The sequence below is a fragment of the Psychrobacter sp. NZS113 genome, from assembly GCF_015864825.1.
Taxonomy (GTDB): Bacteria; Pseudomonadota; Gammaproteobacteria; order Pseudomonadales; family Moraxellaceae; genus Psychrobacter.
Genome location: NZ_JADYWL010000001.1, coordinates 35,241 through 55,746, shown reverse-complemented (window position 1 = coordinate 55,746; position 20,506 = coordinate 35,241). Strand labels below are relative to the sequence as shown.

General features: G+C 42.4%; 20 protein-coding genes. 13 read left to right on the top strand and 7 right to left on the bottom strand.

Annotated features, from left to right (window positions below):
* Positions 1-8 precede the first annotated feature (8 nt).
* The 3 genes from I6E61_RS00250 (at position 9) to I6E61_RS00240 (ending at position 1,913) form a co-directional block, all read left to right on the top strand.
* Positions 9-464, top strand: a complete 456-nt coding sequence (locus I6E61_RS00250; protein ID WP_197128422.1) for a hypothetical protein — start codon at positions 9-11, stop codon at positions 462-464.
* A 116-nt stretch (positions 465-580) separates the two neighbouring features.
* Positions 581-1,450: a fatty acid desaturase gene (locus tag I6E61_RS00245; protein WP_197128420.1), complete on the top strand. Its 870-nt coding sequence runs from the start codon at positions 581-583 to the stop codon at positions 1,448-1,450.
* 1 nt (position 1,451) lies between these two features.
* Positions 1,452-1,913, top strand: a complete 462-nt coding sequence (locus I6E61_RS00240; protein WP_197128418.1) for a thiol-disulfide oxidoreductase DCC family protein — start codon at positions 1,452-1,454, stop codon at positions 1,911-1,913.
* A 46-nt stretch (positions 1,914-1,959) separates the two neighbouring features.
* Here I6E61_RS00240 and I6E61_RS00235 read toward each other — a convergent pair whose 3' ends face one another.
* The gene (locus I6E61_RS00235; RefSeq protein ID WP_197128416.1) at positions 1,960-2,433 is read right to left on the bottom strand and encodes a hypothetical protein; all 474 of its coding nucleotides are present in this window, start codon (positions 2,431-2,433) and stop codon (positions 1,960-1,962) included.
* A 154-nt stretch (positions 2,434-2,587) separates the two neighbouring features.
* On the opposite strand from I6E61_RS00235, the gene I6E61_RS00230 reads away from it, so the two are divergent.
* Both I6E61_RS00230 and I6E61_RS00225 read left to right on the top strand, forming a co-directional pair.
* The gene (locus I6E61_RS00230) at positions 2,588-3,661 is read left to right on the top strand and encodes a metallophosphoesterase (RefSeq protein ID WP_197128414.1); all 1,074 of its coding nucleotides are present in this window, start codon (positions 2,588-2,590) and stop codon (positions 3,659-3,661) included.
* A gap of 292 nt (positions 3,662-3,953) precedes the next feature.
* A complete protein-coding gene (locus tag I6E61_RS00225; RefSeq protein ID WP_197128412.1) occupies positions 3,954-5,084 on the top strand; it encodes a metallophosphoesterase in 1,131 nt (376 codons plus the stop codon).
* On the opposite strand, the gene I6E61_RS00220 is transcribed toward I6E61_RS00225, so the two are convergent.
* On the bottom strand, positions 5,069-6,307 hold the full coding sequence (locus I6E61_RS00220) for an alpha/beta hydrolase (RefSeq protein ID WP_197128410.1): 1,239 nt from the start codon (positions 6,305-6,307) through the stop codon (positions 5,069-5,071). The two genes, I6E61_RS00225 and I6E61_RS00220, sit on opposite strands and share 16 nt — an antisense overlap.
* A 474-nt stretch (positions 6,308-6,781) precedes the next feature.
* Here I6E61_RS00220 and grpE point away from each other — a divergent pair, with 474 nt between their 5' ends.
* Both grpE and dnaK read left to right on the top strand, forming a co-directional pair.
* On the top strand, positions 6,782-7,381 hold the full coding sequence (grpE, locus tag I6E61_RS00215; RefSeq protein ID WP_197128408.1) for a nucleotide exchange factor GrpE: 600 nt from the start codon (positions 6,782-6,784) through the stop codon (positions 7,379-7,381).
* Positions 7,382-7,637: 256 nt separating this feature from the next.
* The gene (gene dnaK, locus I6E61_RS00210; protein WP_110922170.1) at positions 7,638-9,581 is read left to right on the top strand and encodes a molecular chaperone DnaK; all 1,944 of its coding nucleotides are present in this window, start codon (positions 7,638-7,640) and stop codon (positions 9,579-9,581) included.
* A gap of 216 nt (positions 9,582-9,797) precedes the next feature.
* On the opposite strand, the gene I6E61_RS00205 is transcribed toward dnaK, so the two are convergent.
* Positions 9,798-10,607, bottom strand: coding sequence for a methyltransferase domain-containing protein (locus tag I6E61_RS00205; RefSeq protein ID WP_197128406.1), 810 nt, complete (start codon positions 10,605-10,607; stop codon positions 9,798-9,800).
* A gap of 176 nt (positions 10,608-10,783) precedes the next feature.
* Positions 10,784-12,016 (bottom strand): 8-amino-7-oxononanoate synthase, encoded by a 1,233-nt coding sequence (locus I6E61_RS00200; RefSeq protein WP_197128404.1) that lies wholly within the window; start codon positions 12,014-12,016, stop codon positions 10,784-10,786.
* A 316-nt stretch (positions 12,017-12,332) separates the two neighbouring features.
* Between I6E61_RS00200 and I6E61_RS14255 the strand changes: the two genes are divergently transcribed.
* The 5 genes from I6E61_RS14255 (at position 12,333) to I6E61_RS00175 (ending at position 15,434) form a co-directional block, all read left to right on the top strand.
* Positions 12,333-12,464 (top strand): hypothetical protein, encoded by a 132-nt coding sequence (locus tag I6E61_RS14255; protein ID WP_265091270.1) that lies wholly within the window; start codon positions 12,333-12,335, stop codon positions 12,462-12,464.
* 96 nt (positions 12,465-12,560) lie between these two features.
* The gene (locus I6E61_RS00190) at positions 12,561-13,100 is read left to right on the top strand and encodes a porin family protein (protein WP_197128402.1); all 540 of its coding nucleotides are present in this window, start codon (positions 12,561-12,563) and stop codon (positions 13,098-13,100) included.
* Positions 13,101-13,309: 209 nt separating this feature from the next.
* Entirely contained in the window at positions 13,310-13,882 is a 573-nt protein-coding gene (locus I6E61_RS00185; protein ID WP_197128400.1) for a porin family protein, read from the top strand.
* Positions 13,883-14,078: 196 nt separating this feature from the next.
* Positions 14,079-14,558, top strand: a complete 480-nt coding sequence (locus I6E61_RS00180) for an NfeD family protein (protein ID WP_197129407.1) — start codon at positions 14,079-14,081, stop codon at positions 14,556-14,558.
* A 15-nt stretch (positions 14,559-14,573) separates the two neighbouring features.
* Entirely contained in the window at positions 14,574-15,434 is an 861-nt protein-coding gene (locus I6E61_RS00175; protein WP_110922177.1) for an SPFH domain-containing protein, read from the top strand.
* A gap of 111 nt (positions 15,435-15,545) precedes the next feature.
* Here the strand turns inward: I6E61_RS00175 and hemN are convergent, their stop codons facing one another.
* Entirely contained in the window at positions 15,546-17,009 is a 1,464-nt protein-coding gene (hemN, locus tag I6E61_RS00170) for an oxygen-independent coproporphyrinogen III oxidase (protein WP_227685635.1), read from the bottom strand.
* Positions 17,010-17,410: 401 nt separating this feature from the next.
* Here hemN and I6E61_RS00165 point away from each other — a divergent pair, with 401 nt between their 5' ends.
* Positions 17,411-18,985: a YifB family Mg chelatase-like AAA ATPase gene (locus tag I6E61_RS00165; protein WP_197128396.1), complete on the top strand. Its 1,575-nt coding sequence runs from the start codon at positions 17,411-17,413 to the stop codon at positions 18,983-18,985.
* An 84-nt stretch (positions 18,986-19,069) separates the two neighbouring features.
* Here the strand turns inward: I6E61_RS00165 and I6E61_RS00160 are convergent, their stop codons facing one another.
* Together I6E61_RS00160 and I6E61_RS00155 are read right to left on the bottom strand one after the other, a co-directional pair.
* Positions 19,070-19,762: a phosphoglycolate phosphatase gene (locus I6E61_RS00160; protein WP_197128394.1), complete on the bottom strand. Its 693-nt coding sequence runs from the start codon at positions 19,760-19,762 to the stop codon at positions 19,070-19,072.
* 201 nt (positions 19,763-19,963) lie between these two features.
* Positions 19,964-20,464, bottom strand: a complete 501-nt coding sequence (locus I6E61_RS00155; RefSeq protein WP_197128392.1) for a DUF4385 domain-containing protein — start codon at positions 20,462-20,464, stop codon at positions 19,964-19,966.
* Positions 20,465-20,506 lie beyond the last annotated feature (42 nt).

Sequence of the window (20,506 nt, the reverse complement as noted above, 5' to 3'; positions counted from 1 at the left end):
AGGTATTTATGAGCGACATTGAGAGCAGCGTTACAGTTAGTGTCTCCAATTATCCGAAAGGTAAAGTAATAGGCATCTATGGGCTCTTAGGTGGTGCGATAGGAGGTCTAATTGCTACTTCTTTTATAATTGTATTTTCTGTAATTGAGGGAAGTGTTTCTCTACAAGAAATACCAGACTTTATAAAAATACTAGCAGTTGGTACGGTTTTTGGTTTCCCTTTGGGTTTGTTGCCTGCATTATTGACTGGCTATAGCGCATACAAACTTGAGATTTATTTTGATTCTATGAGAAAGGTACTGCCTTTATTTACTGTTGGTTTTATGAGCACGTTTCTATGTATAGTTTGGTTTATGTTAAAGTCGGATTCGATAGATTCCGTAGTAAATATCATGCTAATTTGCTGTGTTGGTGGCGCAAGTGCCATAGTCACGGGTCTGATCGCATTACCTAAACATCAATAAAATTTGTCTATGAATTTCATTTTTGACAGAAATAAAATAAATAATACTAAGCCAATTAAATTAAGTGGTCGCGCCAGTAAGACAGCTATTGCTTATCACTAAGTAAGGAGAACATCATGCGTCATCCTTCGTTAGCCAATATTGAATGGCAAGATTTGCGTCAGCTTAGTCTGAGCGAGAATATTTATAATATTTTTTTATCATTACCTTTTCTATTGCTGTCATGGTGGAGCGCGTGGCAAGGGTGGTGGTTACTTGCGCTTGTGGCGACTTTTTTCTTTTTCACCGCTGCACTGAGACAAGCGCATGATTGTTATCATCGAACGTTGGGAGTAGGGAGGCTTGCCACTGGGCTCATGCTTTTTTTACTTAGTATCACGATGCTCTGTAGCACACACGCTATTCGGCACACACATCTCAATCATCATCAAGATCCGCTTGGCGATAGCGATGTCGAAGGTAACTGGGCACGCCTACCGTGGTATCAGGCGATATTGGGCGGCGGGATTTTTTCGATTGCGATTCAGTGGTTTGGCTTGACGCATGGTAGTCGTCACAATCGCATTCTGGTTGCCTGTGATATGTTGCTCATTTTCGCAGTGATTGCCACTGGTTTTATCACGATGCACCCAATATTGATCTATCACGTATTGGTGATGATATTGGCCAATACGATGGTGGGATTCTTTGCCGTATGGAGTGTACATCATGGTTGTGATGACGTGGTATACGCCCGTAGTGAGCGCCATCCGTTGATTAATCTACTGACTTTTAACTTGCTCTATCACATCGAGCACCATCTATTTCCAGCAGTGCCGACTAATCACCTACCAGTACTGGCTAAGCGCTTAGATGCCGCCGCACCGCAGTGGACGCAGCAACCCGTCATTCCTTTTTTAGCACCAGTCAATAAGTATCCCGTAGTTAACATGAATAAAAAATCTAATAGTCTTGATACTGAGGTATCACTCATAAAGGAGTCCTAACATGATTATCCAGAACCATATCAACAGCTACAGAGAGCAAGCAAATTTATCCATCACGATGTACTATGACGATGCGTGCGTGATATGCAGCACTGAGGCGCATAATATGAAAAAACGTCAACCAGAGAAAATACGCTTAGTTCCTGTAGAGGAGGGGCTAGATGAGCTGGCGGCCGCAGGATTCAGCCGTGAGGATGCGATGACTTATATGTGTATGAAAGACAGTTATGGCAATTGGTATACACATATGGATGCTGTACGGCTGCTATATAAGACAGGCGGCGTTAAATGGTCACCGTTGTTGTTTTTGCCAGTGGTCAAACAACTGGGTAACTTTGCTTATCCGTATGTCGCTCGCAATCGCTATCGAATTCCAAACTGGGTGACCAAGATGGTGTATGGCACAGCAGTCCTGCAAGCGTGTGAAAACGGCGTCTGTAAAATAGCACCAGATAAACGTTAGGGCAGTTCTATCAAAAACAATTAAGACGATTCTACGGCAAGCAGCTTTATGACACGTTGTTTGTCGTAATAGTACGTGCTTCCTTATTTGATATCAAAAGAATAATAAGACTGATAACCCCGACGCATAATGACAATAAAGTACCAGTTATTAACGTCATGGCAAAACTTGATAAGAAGGACTGGTGAAAACCCAACCCTAACAGTTCAACGATATAGCTAGCCGCTACCCCTGCCAAAATCTCTGGTGATATAAAAGGAAAAATAGGCATGGCCAGATTCAAAATCTGTAGTCCTGCTTTTACGTAGACGCCTTTCTGTAATGCTGCTATAGACCGATGCCACTGATTTTTACGTGAAAAATCATCAAGCAACGTATAGAAGATAATAAAGCAGCCAATTCCTGACGCCATGCCAGCTATAGATAACCCAGAATTATCGTTTAATGCAACTCCCCATACAAAACCTGCTACTGCACTAATACAAACCCAAAGTGTCCAAAAACCCCAGCGTTTATTCATCTTTTCACCTTTGTTGTCTGTACGATTCTTACGATAAATCATACGATTTTATCTTATAAAGCTTTATGTAAAAAATATGGAATATAGTCTAAGTGCCAATAATAAGCTGTTTTTAAAGTAAGATAATCTCATTTTTATCTGAGTAGATTTTACTATGTGGCTTTTTATTGGTTTCACGCAACTGCTCTCTATCATGACTTGTCTATTGCTTTGGTGGTTTATTAAACCAAAACGCCAGAGTGTGAAGGTGCGTTTGGTACTCAGTGTTTTTATCGTTAATAATGGCTTTCTACTGTACGGTCTAAGCGATTTTTGGGGTGAGCGTTTTAATGTTTATCTGGTCAGCGGTATCTTACAAGGCTTTATGTTCTATGCTGGTGTGATAGTTGCTGTCTTAGCACTTATTTTTTATAAGGTTTTGAAGCGGCAGCCGCGCCCTAAATTGTTACGCGTGTTTGCCTTGACTACTTATGCATTTATTGTCAGCTTAGCTGTATTTAATGCGTATTCGCCTGTGGTACACCGTTTGACGGTTACGACAGATAAGCCGCTCAATAAGCCTATGAGCATAGCATTAGTGTCTGATACTCATTGGGGTAGATGGTTTGGAAACCACCAGATAGATAAGTTGGTAGATTTGGTCGATGCCCAACACCCTGATGTGGTCGTCATAGCAGGAGATATCATGCATGACACGACGATTGCTTATGACAATACCAATATGCATGAGCATTTATCAAAGCTGAAGGCGCCACTTGGGGTTTATGCTACTTTAGGCAATCATGACTATCGAGGTTACGATGAAGAGATCGCTCAAGCTGTTGAAGCAGCAGGGATCAAAGCGCTTGATAATGAGAGTGTGCTGCTCAATGATTCAGTATGGTTGGTTGGGCGTTCAGATGATGTCGACCAGACTAGGTTGTCAGCGGATGAGTTATTGACTCAAGTTGATACTGATAAGCCTGTGGTGTTTTTAGAGCATCCTCCATCTATGATGGAAGAGATAAAAGAGTTGCCAGTGGATTTGCACCTGTCTGGTCATACCCATGGCGGACAAATTTTTCCATTAACGATACTGATGAATTGGTTCTCACCGCTAAACTATGGCACCAAAACAATAGAGAGTACGCAGTTTTTGGTGACGTCAGGTTATGGTATAGGAGCAGTGCCTTTTAGATTAGGCACACGTTCAGAGATTTGGATGATTACGTTACAGTCAGCAAAGTAAGAATTATTACTTTATTGGTTTTATGAACATAGTAATAAGGAGGTAGTGCCCCAAAACAGAAGCTATAAAAACAGCGGCTATGAAGACAATGATTCTAGCTTTAGTATTATTGTAAAACATACACTTAATAGCACTGTGTACCACGCCACCACACTATAGTTAACTCTCTATAAAAGAGTGACAGCGTTAACCTCGCTTGAAGTATCACATATACATCTGCACTCGATTACCTTGACTCTCTTTTAACTGAATCAACTATATAACAATAAGATAAAACAAAAGAGGAACGCCCATGCGCTACGTATTTTTTGCAGTTATCATTGGTTTGCTGCAACTATTTAGCTTGGGCGCTGCACTAAGCCTACAGTGGTGGTTACAGCCTTGGACAACCTCCGCATTACAAACAGCGGTTATGATAACGGTTTTTATAATCAGTAATGGTTTATTGCTGCTAAGCGTCAGCAAACTGCTCGCAAATAGCTACCGATGGGTGAGTGGTTGGATGCTAGTGATGCATTTTATAATACTTACCGCTGGATTTACCGGTGCGGTATATGGCAGTTATTTATTAAGCACAATGGTATTTGGCAGTATAATCAGTCAACCAGAAACCATCGCTTTTGGCCTTCGCGTATTTGCCTTTGTCTTATTTATTGGGCTGTTTGTTTACGCCTTACATAGTGCTTATGTGCCAGTGGTAAGGAAACGCACCATTCATATCAATAAGTCTATGCAGGGACAATTGCGTATTGCAGTGGCCAGTGATTTACATTTGGGCCGCTTGTTTGGGAGTCGTGCGATTGATAGATTAGGTCGTGTGCTTGTTGAGCAGCGCGCTGATATGTTGTTGATGCCGGGCGATATCATGGATGATAATACGCATGCCTATGCAGCATATGATATGCAGACCAACCTGACCAAACTTTGCAATCAATTGCCCTTAGGTGTGTATGCCACGCTAGGTAATCACGACTTGTACGGGCATGAGCGGCCGATTAGTGACTCGTTACGCAGTGCTGGCGTGCATTTATTGAATGATGATGTGCTGTGTATTAACCATCAAGATCAACCAGTTTGGTTGATTGGACGTTTTGACAATCATAAGCGTGAGCGAGTCGCAACCACCGAGCTGTTATCGCAAGTGGATACCACTGTGCCCGTGATACTGCTAGATCATAGACCGAGTGATATTATAGAACACAGTAAGCTACCTATTGATTTACAGGTATCAGGTCACACACATGATGGGCAAATATTTCCCGCCAATTTTATTGTGCGAGCCATCAACCGTTTGGGTTACGGTTACGAGGCCATTGGGCTTGGGCACTTTGTGGTGTCATCAGGCTATGGCTTTTGGGGTATTCCTTTTCGATTGGGTTCACGGTCTGAGGTATGGCTTATCACTGTTCAGTCAGCAGTCTGACACAGCGTGTGTACCCATTTAGCAAAATCACTGATGATGTGATGGACCTCGTGGTTTAGACCACTATGAATACTCATCAAATGAATAAAGCCATGCGGTGCGCCCAGTACTGTATGGACTTTAACTGGATATCCTTTTGCTTTTAGCCGCTCGGCATAATCAAGCGCTTCATCGCGCAAAATATCAAGCTCTGCTGCCACGATATAGCTTGGGCACATGTCTGTGCTATCACCACGTGCCACCGAGACAAAGCCATGCTCTGGCGGGATGGTACTATGCACCACATAAGCGGCGTCAAACACTTCAGCATCATTATGATCTAAAAATAGCCCTTCACCGTACAGTGCCCAACTAGGGTGTTCGGCGGTAATGTCGATCACAGGATAAAGCGGTAGCTGCGCCAATGGATGCGGCAAGCGCTGGACTGTTTGTATGTCGGTTACGCTATGTATTTTCAATTGCTGCCACTGTGCCTCGTCAGGTGAAATCACTTGCTGTGCCACTAGTGTTGCAAGGCAACCACCTGCACTGTCTCCCGATAAAACAATACGAGAGGGTAACGCACCCATCGTATGACAATGCTCTGATAGCCATAAGTAAGCGGCTAAACAATCTCTGAGGGCCGTTGGAGCAGTATGTTCAGGAGCCAATCGATAGTCGACACTCGCAACTGCCCAGCCAGTTTGCTGGCAGACGGTATGGCAAAATTCATGATGCGTATCAATATCACCGATACAAAACCCACCACCATGAATAAATAGCATCACGACTTTATCAGGATTGCTATGTTGCCCTGTCCCATAGCAGCGTATCTGCATGTCTTCGCCATCGGCATTAGCAATCGTTTTGTCTTGCCAAGTTACTTGCTGACTAGCTGTTTTCTTAGTTTGCAGGCTTTTAGCTTGCGGATTTTTAGCTTGCACCCGTGCGCTATTCGGTTGCGTCTGCCAAACGTTTGGCGATTGCATGGATACCGCATCTACAGCAAACTTTTTGCGCATCTGAGTGAGCTGAGATACTTTTATGGGCTGCTTCATTTTCTTATTGGCACCAATAATGGCACGCAAATGCCCGTCAGCATGTGGATACTGTGCCACGGTGGGCGAATTTAGAGACCGGTTCAGTCGCTCTAATAATGGAGCTGGCAAGTAGCCCAAGCTTTTTAACGCATAGTACAAGGCGTGTCGACGGTAGCGTGATACAGGTAAAGTTAGTATGGGCATAAGGGTCCTAACTGAATTAGATGGTTGGTACAGGCTTAAACGCATTACTGTTAAAGTACATCTAGCAAAATACCGCTGTCAAAATATAATTTGAACAATAAGTGGTTGTATTCATAAGCCGCTGTACGTTACTTATATGCGAGCTACTAGCAGCAATACAGCAGAATAAGAGTGTTGCTGTTTATATAATGTTGTTTACAGCGTCACTACTCATACTATCAATAGTTTGTGGCTCAAGGTGATAAAATAGCTATTAAAAGCAGTTGTTAGAAATTCTTCGCATTAAAGTAAAAAAATCCTCTTCTTAGGCTTGAAATTTATACTCATCACCTTTATCAAGCAGCTAGTAAAGCGCATTAATAAAAACAATGAGCAAAATGTTTTAAGTATCTAATAAGGTCGCAGTATGACTGGCGATGAGCCTATCTATTGCATTCTATATGAATCGTCATTATTACATTCTAAGGAGCTATCATGAGCGAGCAAAATACCAATCACGAATCTGCTGAGCAAACTGTGGTGCATGACAACATCGGCCATACTGACAGTATTCTAGAAGAAACGATGAAAGAGTTTGATCCACAAAATAATTCAGGCGAAGAGATGACTATCGAAAACGATATCGATCTTGATACTTTTAAAGCGCGCATCGCTGAGTTAGAAGGCGAAGTTAAGCAAGCCAAAGAAACAACTGCCCGCGCCAATGCAGAAGCTTACAATGCACAAAAACGCATGGAGCAAGAAGCTGACAAGAGCAAAAAATTCGCTCTACAAAAATTTGCTAAAGAGCTGCTAGATATCGTTGATAACTTAGAGCGTGCCATGGAAAATGCCAACGCCAACGATCCAGTAGCTGAAGGTGTGCAATTGACGCATAAAGCGCTATTAGCACTACTCACTAAGAACGGCGTAGAAGCAGTTGATCCACAAGGCGAAAAATTTAACGCTGATTTTCATGAAGCCGTTGGTATTGATGCAGACGCTGAAGCTGATACCGTTGGAACCGTACTACAAAAAGGCTATAGCTTGAATGGTCGTCTGTTGCGCCCAGCAATGGTACGCGTCGGTCAATAGTATTTAAGCTGACATTGTCTGAAGCAGTAGTGTTTGAAGTTATGACTTCATTATATAAGCAGCAAACAATCAGTCTCTAATTGTGCTAAACCTCGTTATTAGTAAGGGTTTTCACAAAAAGTCACATAAAAGGCAGTTTTTGCGTGGCTTTTGACTTGAAAAAATTAATAAGTAAACCGATATATAGCAACAAGTGACCGACTATGGTCTGAACATATAAGTATTTATATTGAAAATAAATTAGGAGCATTTGATTATGGGTAAAGTAATTGGTATTGATCTAGGTACAACGAACTCATGTGTTGCAGTAATGGAAGGTGATAAAGTTAAAGTCATCGAAAATGCTGAAGGCACTCGCACTACACCATCGATCGTCGCCTACAAAGATGACGAAATCCTCGTTGGTCAGTCAGCTAAGCGCCAAGCGGTAACGAACCCAAACAACACTTTGTTTGCAATCAAGCGTTTGATCGGTCGTCGTTTTGATGACAAAGTTGTGCAAAAAGACATCGGTATGGTGCCTTACAAAATCGCTAAAGCAGATAACGGTGATGCATGGGTAGAAATCAACGGCAAAAAATTAGCGCCACCACAGGTTTCTGCTGAAATCTTGAAAAAAATGAAAAAAACAGCAGAAGATTATCTTGGTGAGAGCGTGACTGAAGCGGTTGTAACGGTACCTGCTTACTTCAATGACTCACAGCGTCAAGCAACTAAAGATGCAGGTAAAATCGCTGGTCTTGATGTAAAACGTATCATCAACGAACCAACTGCTGCTGCTCTTGCCTATGGTATGGACAAGAAGCAAGGCGATAGCACTGTTGCTGTATATGATTTGGGTGGTGGTACTTTTGACGTATCAATCATCGAAATCGCTGACGTTGATGGCGAGCAGCAGTTCGAAGTACTTGCAACCAACGGTGATACTTTCCTTGGTGGCGAAGACTTTGACTCAGCATTGATTGACTTCTTAGTTGACGAGTTCAAAAAAGACCAAGACGTTAACCTAAAAGGTGATTCTCTTGCGATGCAGCGTCTAAAAGAAGCCGCAGAAAAAGCAAAAATCGAGCTATCAAGCGCTCAAAGTACTGAAGTGAACCTGCCTTATATTACTGCTGATAGCAGTGGTCCTAAGCATTTGGTTGTTACTATCAGCCGCTCAAAACTAGAAAGCCTAACGGAAGAACTAGTACAGCGTACTATGGGCCCTTGTAAAATTGCTCTTGAAGATGCTGGTCTAAAAATTGGTGATATCGATGACGTTATCCTAGTTGGTGGTCAGACTCGTATGCCACTAGTACAGCAAAAAGTACAAGAATTCTTCGGTCAAGAGCCACGTAAAGACGTGAACCCTGATGAAGCGGTAGCAGCTGGTGCAGCTATTCAAGGTGCTGTATTGTCTGGTGACAAAACTGACGTATTGCTACTTGATGTGACGCCACTGACACTAGGTATCGAAACGATGGGTGGTGTAATGACGCCAGTTATCGAGAAAAACACGATGATTCCTACTAAGAAATCACAGGTATTCTCAACTGCTGAAGACAACCAACCAGCAGTAACGATTCAGGTGTATCAAGGTGAGCGTAAAATCGCTAACCAAAACAAACAGCTTGGTCGTTTTGATTTGACTGATATTCCACCAGCACCACGTGGTCTGCCACAAATCGAAGTAACTTTTGACATCAATGCTGATGGTATCATGAACATCTCAGCAACTGACAAAGGTACTGGTAAAGCACAAAGCATCCAAATTAAAGCGGATTCTGGCTTGTCGGACGAAGAAGTTGAACAAATGGTTCGTGATGCAGAAGCCAATGCTGCTGAAGATGAGAAGTTCGCTAACCTAGCGCAAGTACGTAATGAAGCAGATGGTCGTATTCATGCTGTGCAAAAAGCACTAAAAGAAGCAGCAGATAAAGTGTCTGATGAAGAAAAATCTTCAGTTGAGACTGCTATCACTGAGCTTGAAGCAGCAGCTAAAGAAGATGATCATGATGACATCAAAGCCAAGCTTGAAGCGTTAGATAATGCTTTCTTACCAGTTAGCCAGAAGATTTATGCTGATGCAGGCGCTGGTGCAGAAGGTATGGATCCAAGCCAGTTCCAACAAGGTGCTGACGGTGCAGCAGATAGCAGCCAAGCCGATGACGACGTTGTTGATGCTGAGTTTACTGAAGTAGACGAAGACAAAAAGTAATACTGCTAATCTACTAACTAGTTAAATTAAAAAACGCATCCTTCGGGATGCGTTTTTTTTGTGGCTAATATTTCTACGAGTTGTCATTACTTCTACTATAGTCAAAGAACTCTAAAATGGGTACAAGGCAGCCGACTGCAGATTGTACAAGTAGTACATCTAAGGAGGGTAACGCCATAGCCGTTTAGTATTTCACCGACTATATAAGTTGAGGGTTTAAGTTTTAAACACACTCACTGTTAGCACCTCATACGTTAAATTCACACAAGGCTGTCCTCCTTCATCTTGTGCTGAGAAGTGTTGCCAATAGTCTGACTCAAACTGCTGTAGACGCGATTTTGTCCACATAAAAGTCTGGGTATTATTTGATTGTACTTGTGTCTGATTGGTCGATACGCCAGTCAGTTTCATATGTTTTAGGATAGCGTAGGGGGTAGGGAAGGGTAGATCAAAGCGCTGAGTTGAGAGTTCGATATTCTCAAAACCTGTATCAACCAATGCAGATTGCCATTCGTCGATATCTGGATAGTAGAGTCCTTGACCTGTTAGCGTCTTAATTTGCAAAAAGTTATTTGGGGTAAAGGTACTGAATATCAGTTGCCCTCCAGTTTGTAGGCTGCGAGCCGACTGCGTGACAAAACTTAATGGATTATCAAACCACTGCACTGCATTGGCACTGACGATTAAACTATGATTTGACTCTAAATCTATGGTCTCAGCATCACCAATGACGATATCAGCAGTTGGTAGTATGGATTGCAATGTAGCAGCTTGCTCATTACATAATTCATTAATGACCCAATACTCGCTCTGTATATGCTCAGCGAGTAGGCGCGTCATTTGACCTGTGCCTGCACCCACTTCTAGCACACTGCTTTGCTTGGACTGAGCAATGTTTTCTAGTAAATACTGACAGACTGTCTGCTGAATATGGGCATGTTGGTCATAGTCACCAGCACTCGCAAAATGACGAGCGATGGTTTGCTTTCTAGCACTGAGGTCATCAGGTATGTCGAGTTTTTTCATAGAGTGCATTACATCCAATTGAGCCAGTTATTAATCGATATAGTCATTCCACTATAAAAGTATTACAGCGTTAACCTCGCTTGAAGTATTAGATATACATCTACGTTTGGTTGCCTTGTACTACTTTTAAATTGAATCGACTATAGTAGGATTATTGTCCCTGTTAGAGAGTGGAATTATAACTGTTGTATTAGCCGTTCGCAGTCTTCATTGGTCAGCTTGGCATTCATAACTAAGCGAATACGAGCGGTGTTTTCAGGAACGGTGGGTGGCCTGATAGGTAGCGCGTAAAATCCTGCTGTCTGTAACTGCTGTGCTTTAGCAAGCGCACGTGCATTATCGCCCAATATATAAGGAATGATAGGAGAGTCATAACTGGTATGTTGAGCAGTAGATGATACACGGTGTTGTGGGGCGATGGCCTGGCTAAGTGTGATAGACAGCTGCGCTAAATGCGTACGTTGCTCAGTCAACATCGGCATTTTTGCTAAGATAAAGCGTGTCCAGGCATGATTGATAGGGGGTAATGCCGTACTAAAAATAAGTGGGCGCATCGTATTAATCAGCCATTGTTTGACGACCTTATCACACATGATATAAGCACCAACTGAAGCAAACGCTTTCCCAAACGTCCCCACCAAATAGTCAATATCGGACAGCGTATCTGTTTCTTCTGCTAGACCCAATCCTGTATCACCTAAAACACCGACGGCATGTGCTTCATCGACATATAGCTCAATACGAGCGTCATTTGCTTTTAATTGCACCAGCTGAGGTAAGTTGGCGCGGTCACCATCCATACTAAAAATACTCTCAGTGACAATAATGATGCGCTCAACCGTTTCATCTGCTTGCTCGATAAACCTAGCCAAGTGCTCGTAATCGTTGTGACGGTAACGACGATAGGTGACAAGTTTGCTTTGGCTCAGACGCAACCCATCGATAATACTGGCATGTACTAGCTTATCAGCCAAAATAAGTGTCTTGACTGGTAAAGTCGTCAATGCTGGCAATATACCAAGATTGGCGTGATAGCCACTATTTAGCACCAGTACAGATTTTTCAGTCGCAGCGGTTTGTTGATTCACAGCATTCTGATACCAGCTTTGCAATTCAGCTTCTAATGATTGCAACTGTATATCGTTGCCTGTGAGGAGCCGTGAAGAGGTTGCACTCATTTTAGGGGTCTGTGCAGTAGGTAGCTGTTCTATTTGATTGAGAAATTCAGTTTGTAGCTTGATATCACCACCCAAGCCAAGATAGTCATTGCTCGCAATGTTAAGCAAAGCTTTGCCATTGCTCATGACGTACTGTCCATTATGTTGCAGGTTTAGTAATTGACGATATTGTTGGCTTGTTTTGAGATCTTCAAGCGCTACTTGCAAGCGATCAGTGATGAGATTGGTCATACTTTCTTCCTTAATCTTTATTATTCGATATCTTTTTGAGTATTTTAAGCTTAGTTTTTTAGTAGGAAGACGGTGAAATGAGTATGGATTATTGCATAAATAGGCTGGATGTAACAAAAGATTTCATTTTCTAGCCTTTGTAACCCGCCCAATGATGAATGCTTTCAAATCTTAACTCTCATGCTATCAAACACTGACAGACGCCGTGAAATAGTTTGTTACTATTACATTCATCGCAAGCAAGCAAGCAAGGTAACGCGGTTATAAAAACATTAGAAATAACTTGCTTGTTCGAGTTGATGTTAAGGAGCTAATGATGAAAAACATACAAAAAGTATTACTTACATTATCAGTCAATCATAATTTTGGTATCGAAGCTGAATACGACATGATGGATAGCGATGTTGATGCCAAACTATTGACTGTTGGTGCACAGCTGAAATTATAAATACTTTTTTAAACCTTTTTGTTGAAGGCTTATCTGGTGGGCTTTTCTCATACAGATAATATATAACCAATCAAAACGTAATTTTAAGGAAATAAAATGAAAACTCTACAAAAAACTCTAATGGCAGTAGTAGCTGGTTCTTTATTAAGCGTAGGCGCACAAGCTGCTGTATCTTATGGTAATGGCTATACTGGTCAACCGTACGTCGGTGCTAAAGTTGGTCAATTTGATTTAGATACCAATAACGCTGATGACCCAACTGCTTACGGTGTTTATGCTGGTTATAACTTTGATCCTAACTTTGGTATCGAAGCAGAATATGTCGGTTCAGACGATGCTGATTACCGTGGTGGTGATATCGATGCTAAGTCTTATGGTGCTTATGGTACTTATCGTTATGCTTTCGCTGATACTGGTGTATACGCAAAAGGTAAGGTCGGTGTGGCAAGAACTGAAGTGGAAGCAAGAAATACGGATCTTGGTGGACTTTACAATGGCGAAGATAAAGATACTAGCTTAGCTGGTGGTGTAGGTCTTGGTTATTCAGTAACGCCTAACTTCAACGTAGAAGCAGAATACGACATGCTAGGTAGCGATACAGATCTTATGACTGTTGGTGCAAACATCAAGTTCTAAGTTTTTAGCAAGTCGCATCATAAACAAAAAACGCATCCTTTGGGGTGCGTTTTTTTGTGTGCTATAAAAACAATATGATAATAACCAAAAAATAGTGCATTAAAAATACGGTTCTGTTAGAATCCTGCATCCAACAATAGTTTGGCTAAATTGTATGCTCTGTTATGTCCATTCAGACTACACTTTATTTTCATTCAACAGGAAGATATATGAATACCTTACAAAAAGCTTTGATCGCATTATCAGTTGGTTCTTTAATAAGTGTTAGCGCACAAGCGGCTGTTAACTATGCAGGTCAGCCTTACGTTGGTGTTAAAATTGGTCAGTATAGTCCAGACGACGTAGATGATGATGCAGTGTCATATGGTGTTTACGGTGGTTATAAGTTTACTCCAGAATTTGGTGTGGAAGCCGAGTACTTAACCACTGGTGATGCTGATGCATTCAATGAACGTTTCGAGAAATCTGAATACAGTGCCGATGTGTTAGGCCTTTATGCAACATATGATTATACTTTTCCAAACACTGGACTTTACGCAAAAGGTCGTTTGGGTGTTGCAAAAAATGAAATCGATGTAGACTATACAGATAAATTAGACTCTAGCGAAAATGAAAGCTTTAGCTATTCTGATACAGGCGTGGCTGGTGGATTAGGTCTTGGTTATAACATTAGTTCTACAGCTTCTATTGAAGCTATGTATAACATTTATCCTAAAATTGAAGATGGATTAGCTGATATTGATGTGAGCGGCGTTACTTTAGGTGCTCACTTTAAGTTCTAATCAAACAATAAATAAAAAACGCATCCTTTGGGGTGCGTTTTTTTATACGTTGAATTTTTATAATTTCTCTAATATTTATTAAGATAAATACATCATATATTGATGATTTTTAAGAGATTGTTGATACTGAAAATGTGTTACATTAAAAGCTAGAATATTAAAAATAAGAGGTATCGCAGCGATGGACATACTTTGGATGATTGAACCTTGGCATTGGCTAGTACTAGGCTTCATCTTATTGATTGTTGAGATGTTTGCACCCACGTTTGCCAGCCTTTGGTTTGGTGCTGCGGCTATTATAGTTGCAGCCCTGTCGTGGTTACTACCTATTTCAGTTTTCGTCCAAATTCTTATTTGGCTGGTATTGTCAGCGATATTTTTATTGGCTTGGTTCAAATTTATTAAGCCGTTATCGGTAGACCGAACTAAAGCAGGGCTAGGTGGCAGCGTTATCATTGGTGAAACTGGCATGATTATCGTACAGCCGCAGCCAGATAGGACAGGTACCGTCAGATTTAGTGTACCTATTGTTGGTGCTGCTGAGTGGGTATGCCGGACGAGAGGGGAACAAGTAGCAGTCGGTGATAGAGTCGTAGTGACCGATATCGTTGGCAATGAGCTGATTGTGAGTAGTATGAAATCGCAGGTAGCGATTAATAAAAATACGCAAGTATAATAATAGGGGTGGGTTATGGGAAGCTTTAGTATTGTAATGTTAGTCTTGGTGGCACTGGTCGTATTTACGGTGTTTAAGGGTGTTCGTATCGTTCCACAAGGTTACAAATGGGTGGTGCAGCGCTTGGGTAAATACAGCCAAACGCTAGAGCCTGGGTTAAATCTGATTATTCCTTTCGTTGATGATGTCGCCTATAAAGTGACAACTAAAGACATCGTCCTTGATATTCCATCACAAGAAGTCATTACTCGAGACAACGTGGTAATTATCGCCAATGCAGTGGCTTATATTAATATCGTGCGCCCTGATAAAGCAGTGTATGGCATCGAAGATTATGAATACGGTATCCGTAATCTGGTGCAGACCTCACTGCGTTCAATCATCGGTGAGATGGATCTGGATAGTGCCTTGTCTAGTCGTGACGAAATCAAGATGAAGCTAAAGCATGCAATCTCAGAAGATATCGCTGATTGGGGTATCACCCTAAAGACAGTAGAGATTCAAGATATTAACCCGTCGCAAACCATGCAGGCATCAATGGAAGAGCAGGCGGCGGCAGAGCGTCTACGCCGTGCCACAGTGACCCGTGCTGATGGTCAAAAGCAAGCAGCTATCTTAGAAGCCGATGGGCGTCTAGAGGCCTCACGTCGTGATGCTGAAGCGCAGGTAGTGCTAGCGAGGGGCTCAGAAGAGTCGATTCGTTTGATTACCAACGCCATGGGCACAGAAGAGATGCCGATTGTTTACTTACTTGGTGAGCAGTATATTAAGGCAATCCGTGAACTGGCTGAATCTGATAACTCAAAAATGGTAGTGTTACCTGCTGATATTTTAAGTACCGTAAAAGGTATGGTGGGTGATAAGTTAAAAGTGTAATAGATAACTATTATTTCAGATAAAAAAAGACCTCAAACGAGGTCTTTTTTGTGCCATAAATTCAGAGTTGCTTTCTCAAGTTGTTTTTTAACATTGCTTCTTAAAGTTGCTTTAAATCACTTTGGAAAAGCGATCTTTATGCTTTGTCTCAAGATACTCATCAAAGACCATCGCAACGTTTCGACCCAATAAGCGTCCCCGTGGTAAAACACGAATACCAGCGGCATCCATATCGATGAGCTTATCGTCTTGCATGGCGCCGAGCTGTGCTATTTCATCGATAAAATAGGTAATCGCATCGATACCGAATTTCTGATTCACATCTTTAAAGTCGACATAGTCATGACAGAGTAAATTCATAATCACGTATTCACGCAGACGATCTTTGATTGATGTCTTAATGACTTTTGCCGCAGGCATAACATTGGGGTTAATTTTCGCCATATCAATATTGGATTGGTAGGCTTGCAGGTCCGTATCATTTTGTAGGATATAGCGGGTACTGGCATTGGCAATTTGACTGATAGAAGAGACACCGAATCCTAATAGGTCGCAGTCACCCATGATGGTGTAACCCTGAAAGTTACGATGTAATTTGCCCTCGCGCTGTGCGATAGCGAGTTCATCGTCAGGCTTTGCAAAGTGATCAATACCGATGTATTGATAGCCTGCTTCGCTCAACATATTGATGGTATTACCAAGCATCGTAAGCTTCGCTGCTGGATTTGGTAGATCTTCATCTTTAATCTGACGTTGCGCTTTAAAGCGTTCTGGCAGATGCGCATAGTTAAATACCGACAAACGATCTGGTGACATCTCTATGATGCGCTGTACCGTTTGGTTAAAGGTATCAGGCGTTTGATGTGGTAGGCCATAAATCAAGTCGATGTTAATAGAGTGAAAGCCGAGTTCGCGAGCTTCATTTAACACATTTTCAATCAATTCTGCTGAATGCACACGATTGACAGCGATTTGTACGGTCTCATCTAAATCTTGCACACCTAAGCTAATACGGTTGAAACCAAGACCACGCAATACTTTTAGTGTGTCTTTGCTCAGCTCACGCGGGTCAATCTCAATAGAGTAATCACCTTCATCTTCAGGTAAAAATTCAAACTGCGTCTGTAAAAACTCCCACAGCTGAACCATCTCTTCATCACGCAAAAATGTGGGTGTACCACCGCCCAAATGTAGCTGCTTGACCAATGGTTTGCTACTGCCTTCGGGTGCCGATAATAAGCGACGCTTATGCTTAATTTCGGCAATTAAGTACTGTAAATAATCGCCCGAGTCGCTATTTTTTTTGGTAATAATTTTATTGCAAGCACAGTAGTAGCAAAGGTGACGACAGAACGGAATATGAAAATATAGAGACAGTGGTGCACGCGCTTCACGGTTCTGCAGAATTTTGGTCTCAAGACTGTCAGCGATTGGTGCGAACTCTAAAGCCGTTGGATAAGAGGTATATCGTGGCCCAGAACGATTGTACTTATTGATGATCGCTTCATCAAAGGCGGGTAGATGTTTGCTCGTAATACTGCCGCGTGTACTGGCATAAGGATTGTCTGGTTGCATGACAGGACGTGTCGTGGTCGGCTGCTCTCCGGCGCGATTGTAAGGCTGCTCAATATGGTCAGCACTGTTAGAATTGTTTTGTTCTGAATGTTCTGTCATGCGATATTCCTCGTTTTGACCATATATATTGCTAGAGTTTATGTGGTTCAAGGGTAGCAATTGAAATCGTTCATTTATGATCACCTTTCTAGCAATATTTATGTCTAAATAGACAGTGGCTAGTATAACAAATCCTTGTTAATAGTGGGGTGAATAGCGAGTGCTCTTAGGCAAAACTTATTAAGATAATAAGCTCATGATTGAATCATCAATCACATGAGGTTTTATGACTCAAAACACGACATTTGCGTACCTATGTGTAATCCTCTATTATCGAGAGAGCCTCTTTATAGGAAACACTCATGTCGTTTGCTCAAGTCTATACCCGTTCAGTCGTCGGTTTGCATGCACCTAAGGTTATTATTGAGGTGCACTTGTCGCAAGGTTTGCCTGCACTCACCATTGTCGGTCTACCAGAAGCTGCGGTACGTGAGAGTAAAGACAGAGTCCGTTCTGCGATATTGAATTCTGGATTTCAGTTTCCCAATCGCCGTCTCACTATCAATTTGGCCCCTGCTGATTTGCCCAAAGATGGCGCAAGGCTAGATTTACCGATTGCTATCGGTATCTTGGCAGCCAGCGATCAGCTTGACCCAGACGTGCTATCAGGGTTTGAGTTCATCGGTGAATTGGCGCTAAACGGAAACTTGCGGCAAGTGACAGGCAGCTTGGCAGTGGCACGAGCAATTAAAGCGGAGCGATTGGCTGTGAAGTCATCAAGTAGTAATGAGCGACGACTAGATGAGCAGCAGCCAGCAGCAGAGCTAACATCAGTCAAATTAATCGTGCCAATGGATAATGGGGCAGAAGCCAGCCGTGTCGAGGGAGTAGAGGTATTAGGCGCTCAGAGTCTCAAAGCCGTTTGCGACCATCTACAGTCGCTAGCGAATCCAAGCATACCCAATGAGAGTTTGGCAGTCGTCACACCTAGCCCAGCACCGCAGCATGTGGGTTATCAAGTGGACTTGGCCGATGTCAAAGGTCAGCATCATGCTCGGCGTGCATTAGAGATTGCCGCTGCAGGTGGTCACTCGATATTATTTACAGGGCCGCCCGGTTCAGGCAAGACATTGATGGCATCGCGTCTACCGACTATTTTGCCTGACCTCAGTGACGAAGATGCGTTAGAAGTAGCCAGTACGTATTCAGTCGCAGACAGCGATTATGACTATGGTACACGGCCATTTAGGCAAGTTCATCATACGATATCAGCCGTGGCATTGGTGGGTGGTGGTTCACGCCCAAAACCTGGTGAGATTACTCTTGCGAATAAAGGTGTGTTATTTCTTGATGAATTGCCAGAGTTTGATCGTACGGTGTTAGAGGTATTGCGGCAGCCATTGGAAGCCAAGCAAATAACGATTAGCCGTGCCAACTCACAAATGACTTTTCCCGCAAATTTTCAATTGGTCGCTGCTATGAACCCTTGTCCATGCGGTTATGATGGCGATACATCAGGGCGTTGCCGCTGTCGCCCCGAGCAGATTAAACGCTATCAAGATAAACTATCAGGACCACTATTAGATCGCATTGATTTGCATATCACTGTGCCCGCTTTACCGATTGCTGACTTACAAAATGCTCAGGCTGGAGAAACCTCCGAACAGGTGAGGGTAAGGGTAGCCGCCGCTCATAAAAATCAGATGCAGCGGCAACAAAAGGTCAATAATGAGCTGAGTCCTAGCGAGATTGATAAATATATCCAACTAGGAGAGAGCGAGCAGCAGCTATTACAGCTTGCTCAGCAGCGCCTGAATTTATCCGCTCGTGGGTATCATAGAGTACTGAGAGTAGCGCGTACCATCGCCGACCTTTCTGATAGTATAGATATAACGAGCGTCCATGTATCTGAGGCACTTAGTTATCGCAGTAAATAATCCTACTTATCTAAGCCAGTGTTTACTACTACCATACGGTAAAGATGATGCATGAAATATGACGCATGAGAGATAAAGTATGGGTTAAGCATTGTTTCTCATAATCCAAGTCACCAAATCAGCGAAACCATCAAACGCTTCGGTCGGATTTAACTCACGAATATCTTGCCCGTAGTTATAACCATAAGACAGTCCAATCGTGTCCATATTGGCGTTTTTTCCGGCTAAAATATCGTTTCTAGAATCACCAATCATAACGGCTTGTTCTGGAGCGACGTTCAACGCTTCACAGACATGTAGTAGCGGTGCAGGATCAGGCTTTTTGGTTAAGAGACTATCACCGCCCAGCACTTCACTGAATAAGTCCTGCCAGCCAAATGACTGCAATATCTTCGGTACAAAACGAATGGGTTTATTGGTCACTAATGCCAGTGTATACCCTGCAGCTTTCAGTTGTTTTAGTCCACTGTCCACATTTGGATAAGCGACGGTTTTGCTGCCGCTGAGTTTCTTATAAGCATCAAAAAATATTTGCTCCGCGTGATCAGCTTCCTCGACCGTCAACTCACCTTCCAGCACTTCTACCTTGCCCACTAGCGCACGCTCAACGAGCAAGCGTGAGCCATTGCCTATCCAGTTGCGAATCGTCTCGATAGGGTAAGTCTCTTTGCCAAGGGTAGTTAGTATGGCATTGGTTGCATCAGCCAAATCTGGTACGCTATCGATCAATGTACCATCGAAATCAAAAATCAAAAGTTGCTTCGTTTTTACGGTCATTATTATTTATCCATGCTATTAAGTGTGTACTTTTTTGAATTGCTGGCTACAGTTTTTATTACCTTAGCATAGCGAGTCTTTAAGTCTAATTTTTTGTCACCAGTAACGATAAACGATCATTATAAACAGAAATTATGACCATTTATTATGAACGGCCATTTGTTTACGTGATATTTATGGGTTGTTGATAATACTTTAAGTCTACTCAACCTCTTTATAACGTTCGCGATGCTCTTTTTTCATTCTTAAATAATCTTCGTTTTCGCGGCACAGATCCCATTTCTGTTTAAATATACGTGCAGATTCGGCCTTGATATGGTCTTCCTCTTGTCGTGGCAGCTCTTCTCGCCCATGTGCACCGCTTTGGCCTTTTTTATCATCAGGGACGGCGCCTTTGTATTTTTTGCCACCTTTATGATTGGCGTAGCGACGGGCACGGGTATAGCCCATTTGAATAAATTTGCGCGCCATATCCGCACCGACAAAGTCATCGGCAGCCAGATAGTCTAAAAACATCTGATAAATAGTGTCGCTACTTTCTGTCGCTATATCAGGAGTAGCAAAGCGCCAGTGGGGCAGTATTTCAGATTTGTATGGCTCAACCAGTAACACGCCTTGTTCGCCACGTCCGACGCGATACAATTCTGGCTGTGCACGCAAATCTAAATGCTTATAATCCAAGTCGTAATCAAACTCTCTCATAACCTCACCTGATTAAGATATCGATGTTTAGTATACTGAGCC

What these genes read in the sequence shown, in the direction of transcription:
- grpE (WP_197128408.1), top strand. Translation starts at nt 6,782, where the DNA reads ATGAGCGAGCAAAATACCAATCACGAATCTGCTGAGCAAACTGTGGTG.
- I6E61_RS14255 (WP_265091270.1), top strand. Translation starts at nt 12,333, where the DNA reads ATGAAAAACATACAAAAAGTATTACTTACATTATCAGTCAATCATAAT.
- hemN (WP_227685635.1), bottom strand. Translation starts at nt 17,009, where the DNA reads ATGCAACCAGACAATCCTTATGCCAGTACACGCGGCAGTATTACGAGC.
- I6E61_RS00230 (WP_197128414.1), top strand. Translation starts at nt 2,588, where the DNA reads ATGTGGCTTTTTATTGGTTTCACGCAACTGCTCTCTATCATGACTTGT.
- I6E61_RS00250 (WP_197128422.1), top strand. Translation starts at nt 9, where the DNA reads ATGAGCGACATTGAGAGCAGCGTTACAGTTAGTGTCTCCAATTATCCG.
- I6E61_RS00165 (WP_197128396.1), top strand. Translation starts at nt 17,411, where the DNA reads ATGTCGTTTGCTCAAGTCTATACCCGTTCAGTCGTCGGTTTGCATGCA.
- I6E61_RS00245 (WP_197128420.1), top strand. Translation starts at nt 581, where the DNA reads ATGCGTCATCCTTCGTTAGCCAATATTGAATGGCAAGATTTGCGTCAG.
- I6E61_RS00220 (WP_197128410.1), bottom strand. Translation starts at nt 6,307, where the DNA reads ATGCCCATACTAACTTTACCTGTATCACGCTACCGTCGACACGCCTTG.
- I6E61_RS00235 (WP_197128416.1), bottom strand. Translation starts at nt 2,433, where the DNA reads ATGAATAAACGCTGGGGTTTTTGGACACTTTGGGTTTGTATTAGTGCA.
- I6E61_RS00155 (WP_197128392.1), bottom strand. Translation starts at nt 20,464, where the DNA reads ATGAGAGAGTTTGATTACGACTTGGATTATAAGCATTTAGATTTGCGT.
- I6E61_RS00240 (WP_197128418.1), top strand. Translation starts at nt 1,452, where the DNA reads ATGATTATCCAGAACCATATCAACAGCTACAGAGAGCAAGCAAATTTA.
- I6E61_RS00205 (WP_197128406.1), bottom strand. Translation starts at nt 10,607, where the DNA reads ATGAAAAAACTCGACATACCTGATGACCTCAGTGCTAGAAAGCAAACC.
- I6E61_RS00180 (WP_197129407.1), top strand. Translation starts at nt 14,079, where the DNA reads ATGATTGAACCTTGGCATTGGCTAGTACTAGGCTTCATCTTATTGATT.
- dnaK (WP_110922170.1), top strand. Translation starts at nt 7,638, where the DNA reads ATGGGTAAAGTAATTGGTATTGATCTAGGTACAACGAACTCATGTGTT.
- I6E61_RS00175 (WP_110922177.1), top strand. Translation starts at nt 14,574, where the DNA reads ATGGGAAGCTTTAGTATTGTAATGTTAGTCTTGGTGGCACTGGTCGTA.
- I6E61_RS00225 (WP_197128412.1), top strand. Translation starts at nt 3,954, where the DNA reads ATGCGCTACGTATTTTTTGCAGTTATCATTGGTTTGCTGCAACTATTT.
- I6E61_RS00185 (WP_197128400.1), top strand. Translation starts at nt 13,310, where the DNA reads ATGAATACCTTACAAAAAGCTTTGATCGCATTATCAGTTGGTTCTTTA.
- I6E61_RS00160 (WP_197128394.1), bottom strand. Translation starts at nt 19,762, where the DNA reads ATGACCGTAAAAACGAAGCAACTTTTGATTTTTGATTTCGATGGTACA.
- I6E61_RS00200 (WP_197128404.1), bottom strand. Translation starts at nt 12,016, where the DNA reads ATGACCAATCTCATCACTGATCGCTTGCAAGTAGCGCTTGAAGATCTC.
- I6E61_RS00190 (WP_197128402.1), top strand. Translation starts at nt 12,561, where the DNA reads ATGAAAACTCTACAAAAAACTCTAATGGCAGTAGTAGCTGGTTCTTTA.